Here is an 18170-nt window from a genome sequence, read left to right on the forward strand (position 1 = left end):
CAATAAATAAGGAAGTGGCGTGATGCCAGTGAGGGCTGTCGTGTCTGATATGCGAAAGATGCATGTTGGAAGTGGCAGTCCTTTTTTTATTTCAGATTTAAACTTTGCAGAAAGCCTTTTTCAGACATGCTCTAAAATGTGTTTGAAAATTCATTCCATCAATCTGTGTACCCAAAGATTCATGACCATAATTTTCCATAGGTTTTTATATGCATAAAAAAAGCAATCTTGTGCATAAAAACCGTAACCTTCCTTAACATTATTGTTTCAAAAATTTCAATATGATATTCTTTTTATGAGAAAAAAGAGTGAATTTTCCTGATGAATTTTGCAGAAAACAGAGGATGCTGTGTTACCGTTTACAGGGAAATGACTGAAACAATGAGGGAGGAAGAAAGAGTGAAAAAACAAATTTCAAGATGTATCAAAATGCTGTTTCTGGGCATTATCATGTGCCTTGGCATGGCGCTGAGTGTACATGCAGACTCCGGTCAGTTCTTTAACTTTGAACCGGAAAAGTGGGATAAGGAAGGATTTTCCTGGACAGACAGTAAGGGACAGATCTGGAATGCCTATGAATATGGAACAAAGGGAGAGGCATTTATTAGTTCTGTAGACAAAGCGACTTCTATGGAATTGCAGTTTCCAAGTGTTGTATATAAAAATGGTGTGGCAAAGAAAGTAATTGGAGTAGGTTACTGCGATCCAGACAAAACTAATCCGTACGAGGCATATTATAGCTTCACTTATGGCGGGAAAAGCAGTGACTATATGTTATATAAGGTGATTCTTCCTGACAGTGTATGCTGTGTACTGAGAGATGCGTTTTATAATCATAGGGGAATAGCGGCAATTCAGCTTCCACAGAACCCTACATTATCCATTGGATACAGAGCTTTTGCTGGTTGTACAAATCTTCAGATCGTATATTTTAATGCAGCAGTGGGAAGTGCTCAGCCTGTAAAAATAGACGAATGGGCATTCCTGGGTTGTGATAAACTGGAAGAAATAACACTTCCACCAACGGGAGCATACAATGAAATTGATGGGGAGGCTTTTAAAGGCTGTGTTAATCTGAAAAGAATTTACAACGCCCCTTCCTATCTGGATATGGGAGACGAGCAATCTGTGGAGGAGGTTTCCTTTGCGGAAGGTCTTACCTATATAAATGGAATTGATACAACTGAGTGGACAAAATGGGATGAAGAGGGAGAACCTACAGAGGGACATATGGTAAATATTAAAACTCTGAAAAAAGTAACACTTCCATCTACTCTGAAAGAAATTGGCTCTGAGACATTCACAGATAATAAAAACCTTACAACCATAAATCTTCCAGATGGTCTGACAAGAATCGGAAGTTATGCATTCAAGGGATGTACCGCCCTTACCGGATTTACTTCTCTTCCAGCAAGTGTAAGCGGAGGCATTGAAGACGCTGCATTTATGGGCTGCAAGAACCTTCATCTTGAAAATGTATATATCCATGGAACAGACAGCCTACATTATCAGTTCGCTGACAGTGGTATCGTAAGCATCCGTGTTGGTTCTGATGTGAAATCCATCTGGGACGGCTCCTTTAAGGGTTGTACAGATCTGCAGTCCATTACGGTAGATGCAGGAAACTCCATCTTTTTCTCAAAAGATGGTATTCTTTATGACAAAGTTTACAAAACCTACGGTGGAGAGGTTATAGGCAATAATATTTGTTGCTATCCTGCAGGAAAAAGCTGGGCAGGAAGCTATACACTTCCGTCAGATGTGGTTCTGTTAAGCGGATTTGCCTTTGATTCCTGTAAATTTACAGAAATCCATATTCCGGCCCGGGTACTGGATCTGGATCGTGCAAGCCTGGCTTCCCTTGGGGATCATTCAAACTATTATGCCTTTGATTCCATCAAAGACAGCTGTAAATTATATGTTGTAAGAAATTCCTATGTTGATAATTATTTTAATGACCGTTATACTTTCTATTATGAGGATGGCGATGTGCTTCCGATTACCTATGATCTGGACGGTGGAACGAATAATAGCTCCAATCCATCCACTTTTGTAGGAGGAAACAGTATCAGTCTGAGCAATCCTACCCGTGAAGGCTATACCTTTGACTATTGGATGGATTGGTATGAGGATAAGATAGAGAATCCTTATACACCAACAGGGTCTGAATTAGTAAATGGTGTTAAATTTTATGCACACTGGACTAAGAACCCGGAACCGACCAAGGCCCCAGAGCCAACCAAGGCTCCGAACCCGACCAAAGCCCCGGAACCGACTAAGGCCCCGAACCCGACCAAAGCCCCAGAGCCAACCAAAGCACCAAATCCATCTAATGGCAACCAGAATACCGTAATTCCGTCCAAGCTTCCGAAGGTTACCGGAACCAAGGCCACCAATGTGCTTACCGATGGCGCCAAGATTTCCTGGAAGCGGATTGCAAGTGCAACCGGATATCAGATCACAATTTCCACTGACAAGAAATTTAAGAAGAATGTAAAGAATTACATTGTCGAGGAAAATAAAAACAATGAACTGATCTACGGTTTGAAATCTGGAAAGACCTATTATGTAAAAGTAAGAGCAATCGCACAGGGCGGCGGCAAGAAGGTTACTGGAAAGTATAGCAAGGCTGTTAAGTTTACAACCTATGTTGTGCCGAAGGTAAAGAAGATCAGTGTAAAGAATAACAAGAAGGGCACGATCACCATTACGGCATCCAAGGTAAAAGGTGCTGCTGGTTATGCATTTGTAGTGACAGCAGATTCCGGTCTTACAGATATTGTAGCAATCAAGGAATCCAAGAAGAATACAGTAACGATAAAGAATCTTTCTAAGGGACATACGTATTATATACGTGCTTGTGCCTATAAACTGAACAAGCAGAAACAGAAGGTGTTTGGCGTGTACGCAAAGAAAGCTAAGATTACAATCAAAAAATAAGAAATCAGTTGTTGTATTTAGTTACCTGCAAAAAGTGCTGCTGGTCAGGTGACCAGCAGACAGTAATAAAAAAGGAACTGTGTTTACAACCGGAGAGAACGTGACATGAAAAAAGATGAGCAGACAAATGTGTTGCTTTCGCTGAAAAACTTATATCGGTTGTTTACCGTGAAAGATTATCCGGTCTATTCTACCGGAATTCTGGGAGAAAAAAGTAAAAAAGGTCTGACTCTGGTCAGATTCTGGGATGAATATCTTCTCTATGAGTGGAAAAGCACCAGACACGGAAAAATGATTTTTCGAAAGGATGGAAGCCAGAACCGTTATCATTCGGAATTTTGTAATCGCAAGGAAAGCTTTCCCTTGTATCATATATACATAGAGGAAGTGCTGGAAGGTCTGAATGCGGAGACATTTGGCAGCCAGGTATTGATTTTTGAAAAGTTCCTGAAAGAAAAAAATTATAATCATTCTGTGTTTGTGCAGAAGCTGAGAAAATTTCTGGGCATGGTCATGGAGTCAGATCCATGGCTGTCCAGAGAGTGTGGGGAAAAGCTGATCTTCTGGATCGGTTACATAGAGAAAAAACAGAAGGATTTTTCCCAGTCCTTTGGGGATGCCTGGTTGTTTACCCTGCTTAGTCTGCACGCGATGGCGGGGCCGGAAATATCCGGGGCAAAAATGGAACTGGTAAGAAACCGTGAAGACTTAAAGCCGGAATATATCTGGAGCTGTATTTATCAGGAATCCGTGGAAACCAGGCAGAGTTTTCTCACCTTGCGAAACTGTGAATTGTTCCGGAAATCTGTGAAAGCCAGCCATTTCTTTGGCAGAGAAGAAGAGTTATATGACTTGAAAGAGATGTTCTTCAATTCCGGAAAGTATCTGATTTCCGGAATTGGAGGAATTGGAAAAACAGAACTTATGCGTCAGCTTGTGAGCTGGATGGAGCAGGAAGAAGTGAAGTGCCGGATCGCAGCTGTTCAGTATGAGGAGAATCTGGCGGTCAGCTTTTCCAGAAGTTTTCTGAATCTTACTGGTGAGAGCGTGGAAGAAAGATTTCACGAAAGTATCTATCACCTGTCAGAAGAGCATCAGGAAAAAACAGTGCTTTTTCTGGATAATATGAACCATACGGAAGAGGAAGATCCTTACCTGTCAGAACTGAAAGATCTGCCGTGCACCATATTTGTTACTTCACGTCAGAAACATCTGGATGGGTTTACTACATTTGGCATAAAGGCACCGCAAAAGAGTGCCTTAAGTTTGATTTTTCGTGACAATTACAACAAAATACTTTCCAGAGAGGAAAAAAACCGGCTGAGTCGTTTGCTGGAAAAAGAGATTTTTCAGCATCCTCTGACATTGAAGCTTCTTGGAAAAGCGGGAACCTACTATTTCGGAAATTGGGATTATCTGGAAGAAGAGCTGCAGAATAACTGGAATGATGTTGCAGAAGAGTCCGGACTCATTGATATGTACCGTGGGCTGTACAAACTGGCTGATATTGGAGAAACAGGAAGCCAGCTGGCAAGGATGTTCGCGCTTCTGCCTTATCAGGAAATTGACCGGAATTTTACTGTGATGTTTTTCCAGGGATTTTTGAAGAAAAACGAAACTCTGGGAGAGGCGCTTGGCAGACTGGTGAAATTCGGCTGGCTGGAAGATACGGGAAATGGTTATCGTATGCATCCTGTAATTGCAGAGAGTCTGTGTACAAAGGATTTTTCAGAAGCAGAGTTTCAGTCATTCTGGGAGCGGGCACAGAAGTGCTTTTTCCCGAAACAGGCACCGAAAGATGAGGATCCTCGTATGGAGGAAATTGCGTGGCTTGTCTTCCAGGGAATTTCCAGAGTGCAGGGAGCGGTCAGTGACCAGCTTGTGGCACTGGCGTCAGAGGCTGCCCGATATCTGGAGCTGCCTGTTCCTATGTGCGAGAAAATCCGGAAACTGGAAAAAAGATGTGCACAGATTTCCAATGAGACGAAGTTTATGGTAGCGTGTCTGACAGAGACAAAACCTGAACAAAACGAAGAATATATAGAACTCTTCCGCGAACAGCTGAAAAAGAGAACGCTATCATCGGAATGGATGTTGTTTGCTATAAGTGATTTTTGCAATGGGTTGGAGCAGAGCAGTAATTATGAGTGTTACCGGGAGATCTGTGATTTAATTTTTCAACAGAAGGATAATATTGATTATAAAATTGGATATGTGCTTTTGCAGACGAATATGCAGATGTTGAAGCTTAATGTGAAAAAGGCTGAAATGTGGGCAGAACGTGGAATCCTTATGTGTGTACAATGGGGGCATAGCCAGAGAATACTGGATTTTCTTTATCAAAAAGCAGAATGTCATATGTTTCTTCAGGAAAAAGAAAAGCTGGCAGATTGTCTGGAAAAAATAGAGCAGATACAACAGATACAAAGAAAGCGTCAGGGTGAGAGTGAGTTTGCAATATGGCAGCTTCGTGGTCAGCTTGCAGCTATGGATCAGAATATGGAAGAAGCCGCCTATTGTATGGAACAAGCAACGGAAAGGTGCAAAATGTACTGTGGTGAGAAAAATCAGATATATTCTGCCATGTCAGAGGAACTGGCACGAATGTACAATGCCGCCGGACGAAGGGAAGAGTCGTTGGCATGTCATCTTGCGGTTCGCAATCAGCTGCTTAAGAATGGCTATCGTGAGGGCTCTATACTTCTGATGGTGGACAACAATATGAGTGTAGTCTACCTGGACTTGGGAAGACCGGAAGAAGCGATCCCATATCTGACAGAGGCGCTGGAGCTTGCGAAGGAGAATGGACTTGTAGGTCCGGCAGTTGCAGAGCCTACCTGGAATCTGGCACGCGTTTACCGCGCACTTGGAGATGAAGAAAAAGAAGATATATATCTGAAAGCCGCCGTGGAAGGCTTCCGGGAATGCTACCCACCGGAACATCCCAAGCGGATCGCAGCTGAACAGAGACTGAAAGAACGCCAGGGGGAATGAACCTGGCGTTTAAGTTAAGGATGATGAAGAAAATCACAATTAATCCCATTGACATACTAGGATAATTCGTAGTAACATAAATAGCAACATATCGCCGCAGGAGGATAATCATATGAGCGAAATCACTGCAACCAAAGAGCAGCAGAATAAATACGAGGCTTTAAAAGAATACTTACGCAGTCTGGGAAGTGTGGCTGTGGCTTTTTCAAGCGGGGTGGACTCCACGTTTCTTTTGAAAACAGCACACGATGTGCTGGGGGATAAATGTATCGCGATTACTGCCATGTCCTGTTCTTTCCCGAAGAGAGAACTGGAGGAGGCGAAAGCCTTCTGTGAGAAGGAAGGAATCCGACACATTACAGTAGAGTCTGAAGAATTGGAAATTGAGGGCTTCTGCCAGAATCCTGCCAATCGTTGCTATATCTGTAAGAAAGAGTTATTTGAGAAAATTTGGGACATTGCCAGAAAAGAGGGGCTGAATGCAGTGGCAGAAGGCTCCAATATGGACGACAACGGCGATTACAGACCTGGTTTACAGGCTGTTGCAGAGCTTGGAGTTAAGAGCCCGCTGCGCCATAGCGAATTATATAAAGAAGACATCCGCGCCCTGTCCAAAGACCTTGACCTTCCCACCTGGGAGAAACAGTCCTTCGCCTGTCTTTCTTCCCGTTTTGTGTACGGCGAGACCATCACGAAGGAGAAACTTGGCATGGTAGATAAGGCAGAGCAGCTTCTTCTGGATCTGGGATTTCATCAGCTACGTGTGCGTATTCATGGTACACTGGCACGAATTGAAGTACTGCCAGATGAACTCCAGAAAGTCCTGGAGAACCGCAACCAGATCGTGAAAGCCTTCAAAGAATATGGCTTTACATACGTGACCATGGATCTCCAGGGATACCGCATGGGAAGTATGAATGAAACATTGAAGAAATAGTTTTGGTTTACGTTGTGAACGGTAGGCTTGTAATGTATAAAAGTTGTGCATTGCTATAATTATGAGACCAAACTTTTGGACAGAGATGAAAGATTCTCTGTCTTTTTTTGATATTATCGTCTATACTATGCTGTTAGTTAATTGTTTTAAATGCGGTTTTACGCTATCATTAAATTAATCGTCTGACAAATTTTGGGAGGGAGTATGCTGCGGGCTCATTTGCAGAATAGCAGGTTATCCATTTTGGGGAAGTGTTTAGTGTTATACAGCAGATATTAATGGAAAAATCTTTGCCTCTGGAGTGTGTTTGAAAAGACGAAAAAAAGAATAGCGAGGTAAAGCGTATGAGAAACAGACGACTGGCACTGGCCGCAGCATTGCTGCTGGCAATCACAAGTGCAGACGGAGCAGCACTGGCAGTAAGTGGAGCTGATTTTTCTTCTGAGGAAGTAGCAGAAGCAGTATTTGACGAAGTGGAGAATGAGGGTCTGGATAATCAGGATGAGGTTCAGGAACAGGTTCAGACTCCGGAGATGGATCAGGCGGAGGATCAGCCGTCAGAGGATTCATTCTCAGATGCGCCTGGCATGGAAGCAGCTGCAGAATGGCAGAATGAGGAAGCGGCAACAGCAGACGAAGCCCTGGTTTTTTCAGATGGAGAAGACACAGGAATTACCTACACCTTGTCAGATGATGGGAAACTGGTAATTTCCGGAACTGGAAGCATCGCAGATGATGCATTTGCTGGCAACACTAAAATAACAAGCGTGGTTATCTCTGAAGGAGTGACCGGCATTGGTTCCGGTGCATTTACCGGCTGCACCAATCTGACAAGTGTGACAATTCCAGAAGGCGTAACAACCATAGATGGTATGACATTTGGCAATTGTACCAGTCTGACAAGTGTAACCATTCCGGGAACGGTAACCTCTATAGAAGTTCAGGCATTCTGGAACTGCAGCAGTTTGACAAGCATAACTATTCCTGCAAGCGTAACGAGCATCGGAAGCGGTGTATTCCAGGGCTGTACCAGCTTGACAAGTGTAAAGCTTTCAGAGGGTCTGACCAGAATTGGAGATCAGACTTTTGGCAGATGTAATGCGTTAGAAACCATAGAAATCCCGGCAAGTTTGACATCTATAGGAAATGATGCGTTTAAAAAATGTGCCAAGCTGAGAAGTATCCGCTGCTATGCAAATAGCAGCACGTGGCAGCCCAGATACATTTGTGATTCAAATACAACCGTATATTACAGTTACAATCCGAACCATACCCATTCCTACAAGTCACATGTGATAAAAATGAGTGGCTGTACCTATTCGGGATCTGAAGAAGAAATCTGTGAATTTTGCGGTGATTACTATACAAAAGAAACACCGGCACTTGGTCATGACTGGAACCGTGGGGAAACAACAGAAGATGCTTCCTGTGAAAGTGACGGAGAAAAAACTTATACCTGCAGAAGATGTGGTGACAAAAAGAAAGAGACAATTCCGGCAACCGGACATAGCTGGGTAAGGACATGGCATGAAGATGCAACCTGTACAGATGACGGAGTTGATGAATACACCTGCAGATATTGCGATACGGAAAAGAGAACTACAATAAAAGCAACCGGACATAAATTTTCTGCATGGGCAGTAACCCAGGAAGCAACTGTGGATGAGGAAGAAGTTCAGACACGTACCTGCAGTGCATGCGGCGAGCAGGAAACAAAAATTACCCGGGACAGACTGCAGCCAACAATGAAATTGAATCAGTCCAGTATTGTGCTGAAGACCGGACAGAAGACGAAGTGTCTGAAAGTAACCGGGCTTGCAAAGGGAGATTTCATTTCCACCTGGAGTACGGATAACTGGAGTATTGCAGATGTATCTGTTAGTTCAGATGGAACCTGTAACATTACCGCCGGTAAAACTACAGGCAAAACCCGTATTCACATATACCTGAACAGCGGATATGAAAAGTCTGTTACCGTAAAAGTCCAGAAAACCGCTGTAAAAACCACAAAGATCACAGGCGTACCGAAAACACTGAAATTAAAGAAAAATCAGAAATATTCCCTGAAACCGGTTTTAAAACCAGTAACAAGCAAAGAAAAAATCACCTACAAATCCAGCTCCTCCAAGGTAGTAAAGGTAGATTCCAAGGGCAGAATTACTGCAAAGAAAAAAGGAACAGCCGTAATTACGGTGAAAGCAGGGAAGAAAACAGTTAAGTGCAAGGTGACTGTGAAATAACGTATATTTTGAAAGGACAGAAATGAAATATTTTCTGTCCTTTTTCATGAATATTTATTGATTCTTTTTCTGACATTTCCTATAATAAGCCTATGCGTTATAAATTTACCCATGTGACATGTAAAAACGCTGGAAAGGATATTGTATTCCGTAGAAGTCAGCGATGCATTTTACTTGTTGCAGGGGCTTTTTGTTTTGAAGATTTGGAATTTCAAACACGCTCTGGTCTGCCATGTCAGCCGGTCTTTGGACAGTGCTGCAGGCAGAAGTATATATTGAGTTAAGCTGCGGCATCAGGTGCCGTGAGGGAGTAAAAGAGTATGAAGAAAAAATGTGTGGCAATGATGTTAATCGCAATAATGACCGCATCTTTAGCTGGCTGTGGAAGCAGCAAAGATGGAAGCGGTAAATCTGTAAAGCTGGATCCGGATCACCCGGTGTCCCTAACAATCTGGCATTATTACAACGGTGCCCAACAGGCAATGTTTGACATCCTTGTAAAGGAATTTAACGCCTCCGTTGGAAAAGAGGAGGGTATCTACGTGGAGAGCTACAGTCAGGGTTCCGTATCCGACCTTGAGGAAGCAGTCAACAGCTCTTTGAATGGAGAAGTAGGAGCAGAAGAACTGCCGGATATTTTCTCTTCCTATTCTGATACTGCTTACGCAGTACAGCAGCAGGACAAGCTGGCAGACCTTTCCGTGTATTTTACAGAAGATGAGCTGTCCAGGTATGTAGATTCCTACATCCAGGAGGGCTATTTTAACCAGGATGGCGCTTTATATCTTTTCCCGGTTGCCAAATCTACAGAGATCACCATGATCAATAAGACTGACTGGGAGCCTTTTGCAGAAGCCACTGGAACTACAGTGGATGAACTTGCCACTACAGAAGGTATTACAGAGGTTGCACAGCGCTATTATGAGTGGACGGATGAGCAGACCCCGGATGTGCCGGACGATGGAAAAGCATTCTACGGCAGAGACTCCATGTCCAACTATTTTATCATTGGCATGAAGCAGATGGGAAAGGAAATTTTCCAGGTGAAAGATGGAAAAATGATCTTAAACACAGATGAAGATCTGATCCGCCGCCTTTGGGATAATTACTATGTACCATATATGAAGGGCTATTTCGCATCTCTTGGAAAATTCCGTTCCGATGATGTGAAGACAGGAGATATTCTTGCATACACAGGCTCCACATCTTCCGCTGTATACTTCCCGGATACCGTGGAAAAAGAGAATGAAAGCTATCCGATTGATTACATCGTATGTGATTCTCCGGTTATGGAGGGCGGCGAGAACATAAAAGTTCAGCAGGGGGCCGGAATGGCAGTGACCAAGTCTGATGAGGAACATGAGTATGCTGCAAGTGTATTCCTGAAATGGTTCACACAGAAGAACCAGAACCTGCGCTTTGTATGCGAATCCTCCTATATGCCGGTGCTGAAAGAAGCCAACAGCGTAGAGACACTGGATTCCGTTATCAAAGAGAATAATATAGAAGTCAACCAGAAGGTTTACGATTGTTTTGCAACGGAAATGGAAGACTTTGATAAAACAAGTTTCTATACAATTGGAGCTTTTGACAATAGCTACAGTGCCCGTAAGATCCTGGATTATTCCCTGGCTGACAAGGCAAAGGCAGATAAAGATGCCATGGACGCTGCAATCGCAGACGGAGAGAGCCGGGAAGAGGCTCTTGCACAGTATCTGACAGATGAGAATTTCCAGAACTGGTATACGGAATTCTGCCATAGCCTGGAGCAGGATTAAAAAACATTTCTGCAAACAAGGAGGTGAGGAAGACTGTGAAGAAAAAGAAATCTCTTTGGAATATATTTCTGATTCCTATACTGATCATTGTGTTTGTACAGGGTGCAGTCCCATTCCTGACATTGATTTTCAGCGGAATCCGCTCAAACATGGAGAATGCGGTTATCGGTCTGGACAGTCATACGGTGGAGAACCGTAAGGTGGTTCTGGAGAACGATATGATCGAGCAGTGGAGCAGCGTGTACAAGGAAAGTGACAGTCTTTCCGCAGCGTTAACAAAGGTATTGAGCGATCATCAGATGGATATGCAGGGCTTCATGGGCTCAGGGAAAGTCCAGGAGGAATATCTGGAAACGGTTTTCTATGATATGGTGGAGGTTTTGCAGTACAATTCCACTTCTGGAATTTTTCTGGTTCTGGGAAATGACGGCGACACAGATTCGGAAGGGGAATACAAAGGCTTCTGGGTGAGAGACTCAGACCCCCAGACCAAAACGGCTTCCCGCACGGATCTGCTGATGGAGCGTGGAAGTAAGGTACTGTCACAGAATATGTCCATTTCACTGGATACTTCCTGGCATACAGATTTCCGCTTCCAGGGCAATGGGAAAAGAGATGCCGATGACTTTTTTTACCAGCCATATATAACAGCAGAAAATTACGTTGATTCCCACACCAGTATGGAAAACCTGGGCTACTGGTCGAAGCCGTTTATTCTGGAAGATTTCTATATGGATAACCATAAGATGATCACATATTCGGTACCTCTTGTTTATGATAAAACCGTTTACGGTGTGCTTGGAATTGAAGTGGGAGTGAATGATCTGACCAAATTTTTTCCGGTAAAAGATCTGGATTCCGATCTGAATGCAGGATTTGCCCTTGTGGTAGACCATGGAAATGGAAATTATGAGGGAATTGCCGGTGAGGGTGCGCTGTATGATGCAGTTTCCCGGGACGGAAGTGACTTTGTTCTGGAGGAGCCGGTGCAGGAGAATTTGCGGCTGGTACAGGGGGCTGCCATTGGGAAACAGCAGATTTACGGACTTGTGAGCAATCTGGAGCTGTACAGCAGAAATGTGCCGTATGAAGATACACAGTGGGCATTGTGCGGTTTTGTTACAGAGGATTCTGTGTATGGATTGATTTCCGATGTTTATGAGAGAATCCTGGGAGCGATTCTGGGAAGTGCCCTGATGGCAGTTATTCTGGTTTATTTTCTTGTCCAGTATGCGACGGAACCGGTTTACCATCTGGTGGAGAGTGTACGAGGCGGAGTGAAGGGAATTCACAGTTTTCAGGAGTCAGGTATTCAGGAGCTTGATGAGCTCCACAAAGTGATAGAGAATCTGACGGATACCCAGATGCAGACAGAGAATCAGCTTCTGGAGGAAAAGGAGCGCTATCGGATTGCGGTAGAAAGTTCCCAGGATGCCTTTTTCACCTACAAATGTAGGGAAAAACTGCTGGAAATAGTTAACAGCAAAGGCAATGACGGTGTATGGGACTGTGGAAAGCATCCGGAATTCCTTGATAATGACAGTATCCATCCAGCAGATAAGGCAAAGCTGATGAACGCAGTAAAAAGCTCAGGCGGCGTTCTGGATGTTGACTTTCGTCTGCAGCATGCTAATGGAGAATTTCAGTGGGTAAATCTATCCGGAAGCATTACTTTTAATGAGAATAAAGAGCGCAGCAGGATCGTTGGCTGTATTCACAATGTACATCAGCACAAGCTTCTGGAGCAGGCGCAGAAAAGAAAGCAGATTTATGACTCCATTACCTCTTTTTACCGTCTTGGAAGCGGACTGGAGGTTGTGGAAACACTGTGTCGGGATGACCCGGAGGGAGTACTGGTACTTCTGGAAATCCAGCAGTTTTCCAAAATCGATGAGCGTTATGGCCTGATCTTCGGAGATATTATCCTGGAGCAGTTTGCAGGTCTGCTGGCGAAGCGCTTCCAGGAGGACGGTTTAAACGGTGGTATTTATATCAGGGCTGGTGCAGACCAGATGCTGGTATGGCTGCCGGTATGTACGACCGGACCGATCGTGAGAAGTGTGCAGGGACTGGAAAAGGAGTTTGGGGCGCTTACAGATGAGAAGCATCTGTCCCTTTCCCTGAAATGTGGAATCGCAGTTACAGGCAGCAGAAATTCGCTGTCTGAGGCACTTGAACAGACGAAGACTGCTCTTACAGCTGCACGTCATGGAAAGCAGGAAATCATGTTCTATGAGGAGCTTTCAACGGTGGAAAAAGCCTGTGCGGTTGATGTGGCATTTGCTGAGGTGGCTTCTCTGGAACGTCTGAAGGAAATGACACTTTCCTCCATAGCCCTGAATCTGTTTGACAGAGATGGTGATACTTCTGTGGTTCTGGATATTCTGGCGCTGAAGCTGCAGGAGAAATACCATCTGGCAGACATTGTGATTACCCATTTCAACGAGGAATATATGGTAAATAACCTGCTGTACGGCTGGAAATCCTGGGAGAAAAAGGATGACTGGGACGGTATGGTCCACTGTTCTGAGAAGCAATATCAGCACTTTGTGGAGACACAGGAAATGCAGCAGCTTCTGACCTCCGGGGAAAGCATTCGGAAAGAGCCGCTGATTCAGCCTTTTGCTTCAGGCAAAAACGATATTGTATTTCATATGACAGACAACGGACAGTATTCCGGAAGTATTGTATTCCGGGACATTGACCAGGATGTCCTGGAGAAAAAAGAAGAGTGCAAGTGTCTGGAAGAAATCAGTGCAATTATTCAGAACCGGTTGAATCTGGAGCGTCACGATCTTTCTGCCAAGGCGAAATCGGATTTCCTGGCCCGTATGTCTCATGAGATCCGTACTCCTATGAACGGTATTATGGGTATGACGGAGATTGCATTGAAAGATGGACAGACTGAGGAGCGGCGGATCGACTGTCTGAGAAAAATCGAGTACTCCTCGGAATATCTGCTTGGACTTATCAACGATATTCTGGATATGTCCAAGATTGAGAGCGGAAAGATGAGGCTGATCGAAGAAAAATGTAATCTCATGGAGATGATACAGGGACTTCGTCCTTTGCTGGAAGCGAAGCTGAACGAAAATAACATTCAGTATATAGCAGATATCCAGCTGAAAAACCATTGGTTTCTGGCAGATTCCCTGAGGCTGAACCAGGTTCTGGTAAATCTTCTGGGAAATGCGCTGAAGTATTCCAAGCCAGATGGACATGTGTGGCTGACCGTTCGCGAGACGGAAGAAGAGAATGGCTTTTCCAATCTGTATTTTCAAGTCCGGGATGATGGAATTGGAATTGCACCTGAGAAACAGCAGCTTATTTTCCGGCAGTTTGAGCAGGCGGATAATTCTGATAATGCGAGAAAACAGGGCACTGGTCTTGGTCTTGCCATCAGCAGAAGAATTGTGCGGATGATGGATTCCGATATTAAGCTGGAAAGTGAGCCTGGTAAGGGAAGCAGCTTCAGCTTTTGCGTGAAGCTTCAGCCGGTAAGCGGCGAGAAGACTACGGTCACCAGCCAGCCGGAGGAGATCAGCTTCCCGGGAAAAAGAATCCTGGTGGTTGAGGATAATGAGCTGAATATGGAAATTATCTGTACGATCCTTGAAAATTACGGAATTGAAACCGAGCAGGCAGTTAACGGCGAAGAAGCTGTGCGGCGCATGGAAGAATCTGTTCCCGGATATTACGATATGATCTTTATGGATATTATGATGCCGGAAATGGACGGACTGGAAGCTACCCGGACCATCCGGAATCTGGATCGTGAGGACTGCAAAAAGATCCCGATTTACGCAATGAGTGCCAACGCTTTTGACGAGGATGTGAAGCGTTCCCTTGCAAGCGGTATGAACGGACATCTTTCCAAACCTGTGAATCTGCAGGTGTTGGAGAAAACGCTGCAGAAAGTGCTGGGATGAAAATAAATGGTTTTTAAATGCATCTTGTGCAATATATTGACAGTTTGTGCCAACCCCGTCTTTTACAGACGGGGTTGTGTTATATTTATGGCAATATAAAAGGGGGTAATCACAAGCATGAAATATCAGAACATCATAGATAATATGACCTTGAAAGAAAAAGCCGCATTCCTCAGCGGAAAAAGCGAGTGGCAGACAAGAGATTTCCCACGTCTGGATATTCCGGCGATTTTCTGTTCAGACGGACCGAATGGTGTGCGCAAACAGGCTGGAGCAGGAGATCATCTGGGAATCAATCCGGCAGTGCCGGCAACCTGTTTTCCTACAGCGGCAGCTATGGCAAACAGCTGGGATGAAGAACTGGAGCAGAGGGTAGGCGTTGCCCTTGGTGAAGAATCCATGGAAGAAGACGTAAACGTTCTTCTTGGACCGGGACTGAACATTAAGAGAAATCCTCTCTGTGGACGTAACTTCGAGTATTTTTCCGAAGATCCCTATCTTTCCGGAAAAATGGCAGCTGCTTTTATCCGCGGTGTGCAGAGCACAGGAGCAGCAGCCTGCGCAAAACATTTCGCTGTAAACAGCCAGGAGCTTCGCCGTATGGCAATGAACGCAGTGGTAGATGAGAGAACTCTCCGTGAGATCTACCTCACCGGTTTTGAGATTGCCATCAAAGAGGGCGGCGCGAAAACGGTTATGAGCAGCTACAACGAAGTAAACGGTGTCTACGCCAACGAAAACGAGCATCTGCTCAAAGACATCCTTCGCGATGAGTGGGGCTTCGATGGCTCTGTGATCACAGACTGGGGTGCTTCCAACGACCATTCCCTGGGTGTAAAGAACGGTTCCAACCTGGAAATGCCGACTCCAGGACTTGATGCAGCAAGAGAGCTTCTTGCCAGTGTAGAAAGCGGCAAGATCAGCGAAAAAGATATCGATGAGCGTGTAGACGAGCTTCTTGACCTTGTACTTACTACTTCCGAAAATGCGAAACATTACAAGAAAGTGGCTGACAAGAAGGCTCTCCATGAGGAGCATCACAAGCTGGCACGTCTTGCCTGCGAAAACAGTGCAGTCCTTCTGAAAAACGAAGGTGGAATTCTCCCGGTTGGAGAAAAGGTTCAGGCAGCCATAATCGGTGACTTCGCTTTTGACCCAAGATACCAGGGCGCAGGTTCCTCCATGGTAAACTCCACAAAAGTAGATTCCATCAAGGACATGCTGGAGACCAGCGGAATTTCCGTAACTGGAATCGTCCGCGGTTATCAGCGTGACGGCAAGGAAGACGAAGCTATGAAAAAAGAGGCCGTGGATCTTGCACGCCGTTCTGATGTAGTTCTGTTTTTCTTCGGACTGAACGAAAAAAGCGAGACAGAAGGTCTTGACCGTAAGCATCTCCGCATTCCCCAGAACCAGATCAACCTGATTCAGGAGCTGGCAAAAGCAAATGCAAACATGGTTGGTATCATCAGCGCAGGTTCTGTTATCGAAATGCCATGGCACCATCATTTCAAAGCCCTGCTTCATACCGCCCTCATGGGACAGGCTGGTGCAGGCGCAGTTCTTGACATCCTTTCCGGAAAGGTTAATCCATCTGGAAAGCTTGCAGAAACTTACATTAAGAAATATGAGGATACTCCTTCTTACAATTACTATCCGTCACAGGAGCGGAACTCTGAGTACAGAGAGGGAATTTACGTAGGATACCGCTACTTCGACACCGCAGGTGTGCCGGTAAACTATCCATTTGGATATGGTCTTTCCTACACTACATTTGAATATGACAATCTTCAGGTGAAGCCGGATGGGGCGACGTTTACCCTTCGCAACACCGGAAAGTATGATGGTGCAGAGATTGCCCAGCTTTATGTAGGACTTCCGGGAGCAAAAGTTTTCCGCCCGGTCAAGGAGCTGAAAGGCTTTTCCAAGGTGTTCTTAAAGGCAGGCGAGGAGAAAACCGTTACCATTAAGTTCGACGACAAGACATTCCGTTACTGGAATATGAAGACAAATAAATGGGAAGTAGAAGGCGGCGTTTACAGCATTATGATCGGTGCAAGCTGTGCGGATATCCGTCTTCAGGATTCTCTTGCCATTATCGGAACCACTGAGGTAATGCCATACTATACCAACCGCGTTTCTTCTTACGTGGAGGGAAAAATCCAGCAGGTCGGAAATGAGGAGTACGAGACGATCCTGGGACATTCCATTCCGGACGGAAGCTGGAGCGGCGAGCTTGGCATGAACGATGCCCTTTGCCAGATGTATTACGCGAAGAGCGGAATTGCCCGCTTCATCTGTAAAAAGCTGGGCGAAAAGCTGAAAAAGAGCGAGGCAGCGGGAATTCCGGATCTCAACACCTTGTTCCAGTACAACATGCCATTCCGTGCAATCGCTAAGATGACAGGCGGCATGGTTTCTATGGAAATGGTAGAGGGACTTCTGAAGGTTGTAAACGGCCATTTCAGCGGTCTTGGAAAAGTAATCAGCGGATTTTTCAGAAATCAGAAGCTGAACAAGCAGTACGAGAAAGATCTGGAAGAGCAGAAATAGGAGGAGTATCATTATGGGAAAAATCAAACAGTTAATCGAAGATCACCCAAATATCTGGGAGTTTATTAAATTCAACGTATTATCCAACTGCGCAACTATTACAAACTTCATTATCATGTGGCTGTGCACCGGTTTTATTTTCAAAAGCTTTGCAAATACACCATTTAAGTTTCTGGTGTTCAATTACGCTGATAATATCGAGTCCAATCTTGGTTTATGTGGATTTTTAAGCTTTTTGGTTGCAACTGCAGCAGCCCAGACCGTAAACTTCTTTGTACAGAAGAACCTGGTTTTCAAATCCAATGCAGCGTTTGAGAAGGCTGTACCGAAATACATTGTACTTGCAGTTGTGCTGGTGCTTGTATCCGCAGCACTTCCGGCTTACAGCCAGAGCTTTTTCGTAAACATCGGTATTTCCGAAGCACTTGCACCTACACTCGCAAATGTTCTGAACATTCTGGTTCAGGTAGTTCTCAGCTACCCGACCATGAAATTCTGGATCATGCCGAACAAATAAAGATGATTGTTCTTTACCCGGATTGCCTTGCAGTCCGGGTTTTTTAATGCTAGAGCGTGTTTGAAAAAGGCTTTCTGCAAGATGTGCGTCACAATTTGTGGGAGATTTCGCTCGGATGAGGGCGCCGTAGCGGGCTACGGCAACCGAATTCGGGTGAAATCTCCCGCAAAGTGGGGCGTGCAGATTGCGGGAATGATTTTTCAAACACGCTCTAATATTAAAAGGCGGAATTTAACAATTTAAACACATTTTTCCCACAAAGAGAACACAAATTGTCTCTAT

Annotated in this window: 9 protein-coding genes; all 9 read left to right on the forward strand. The window is 44.6% G+C overall.

The features are described 5' to 3' along the window. Nucleotides 1–399 precede the first annotated feature (399 nt). The 9 genes from AB5170_RS08970 to AB5170_RS09010 all read left to right on the forward strand — a co-directional run bounded on the left by AB5170_RS08970 (nucleotide 400) and on the right by AB5170_RS09010 (nucleotide 18131). Nucleotides 400–2940: a leucine-rich repeat protein gene (locus AB5170_RS08970; protein ID WP_368361455.1), complete on the forward strand. Its 2541-nt coding sequence runs from the start codon at nucleotides 400–402 to the stop codon at nucleotides 2938–2940. 105 nt (nucleotides 2941–3045) lie between these two features. Beyond that, nucleotides 3046–5934 carry a tetratricopeptide repeat protein gene (locus AB5170_RS08975; RefSeq protein ID WP_368361454.1) on the forward strand — a complete coding sequence of 963 codons (2889 nt, stop codon included), beginning with the start codon at nucleotides 3046–3048 and terminating at the stop codon, nucleotides 5932–5934. A 112-nt stretch (nucleotides 5935–6046) separates the two neighbouring features. Then, nucleotides 6047–6871: an ATP-dependent sacrificial sulfur transferase LarE gene (gene larE / locus AB5170_RS08980; RefSeq protein WP_173735966.1), complete on the forward strand. Its 825-nt coding sequence runs from the start codon at nucleotides 6047–6049 to the stop codon at nucleotides 6869–6871. A gap of 344 nt (nucleotides 6872–7215) precedes the next feature. Beyond that, nucleotides 7216–9111, forward strand: a complete 1896-nt coding sequence (locus AB5170_RS08985) for a leucine-rich repeat domain-containing protein (RefSeq protein WP_368361453.1) — start codon at nucleotides 7216–7218, stop codon at nucleotides 9109–9111. A gap of 320 nt (nucleotides 9112–9431) precedes the next feature. Further along, complete coding sequence (locus AB5170_RS08990) at nucleotides 9432–10889, forward strand: ABC transporter substrate-binding protein (RefSeq protein ID WP_368361452.1); 1458 nt, start codon at nucleotides 9432–9434, stop codon at nucleotides 10887–10889. Nucleotides 10890–10924: 35 nt separating this feature from the next. Beyond that, nucleotides 10925–14818: an ATP-binding protein gene (locus AB5170_RS08995; protein ID WP_368361451.1), complete on the forward strand. Its 3894-nt coding sequence runs from the start codon at nucleotides 10925–10927 to the stop codon at nucleotides 14816–14818. A gap of 117 nt (nucleotides 14819–14935) precedes the next feature. Then, nucleotides 14936–17371 (forward strand): glycoside hydrolase family 3 C-terminal domain-containing protein, encoded by a 2436-nt coding sequence (locus tag AB5170_RS09000; protein WP_173716782.1) that lies wholly within the window; start codon nucleotides 14936–14938, stop codon nucleotides 17369–17371. A gap of 13 nt (nucleotides 17372–17384) precedes the next feature. After that, nucleotides 17385–17888: a GtrA family protein gene (locus AB5170_RS09005; protein WP_118577927.1), complete on the forward strand. Its 504-nt coding sequence runs from the start codon at nucleotides 17385–17387 to the stop codon at nucleotides 17886–17888. Nucleotides 17889–17969: 81 nt separating this feature from the next. Further along, entirely contained in the window at nucleotides 17970–18131 is a 162-nt protein-coding gene (locus AB5170_RS09010; RefSeq protein WP_306467751.1) for a DUF6783 domain-containing protein, read from the forward strand. Nucleotides 18132–18170: the final 39 nt, after the last annotated feature.

This window comes from Ruminococcus sp. RTP21484sp1_RTP21281st1_A8_RTP21281_210402 (assembly GCF_040914025.1).
Lineage (GTDB): Bacteria > Bacillota > Clostridia > Lachnospirales > Lachnospiraceae > Blautia_A > Blautia_A faecis.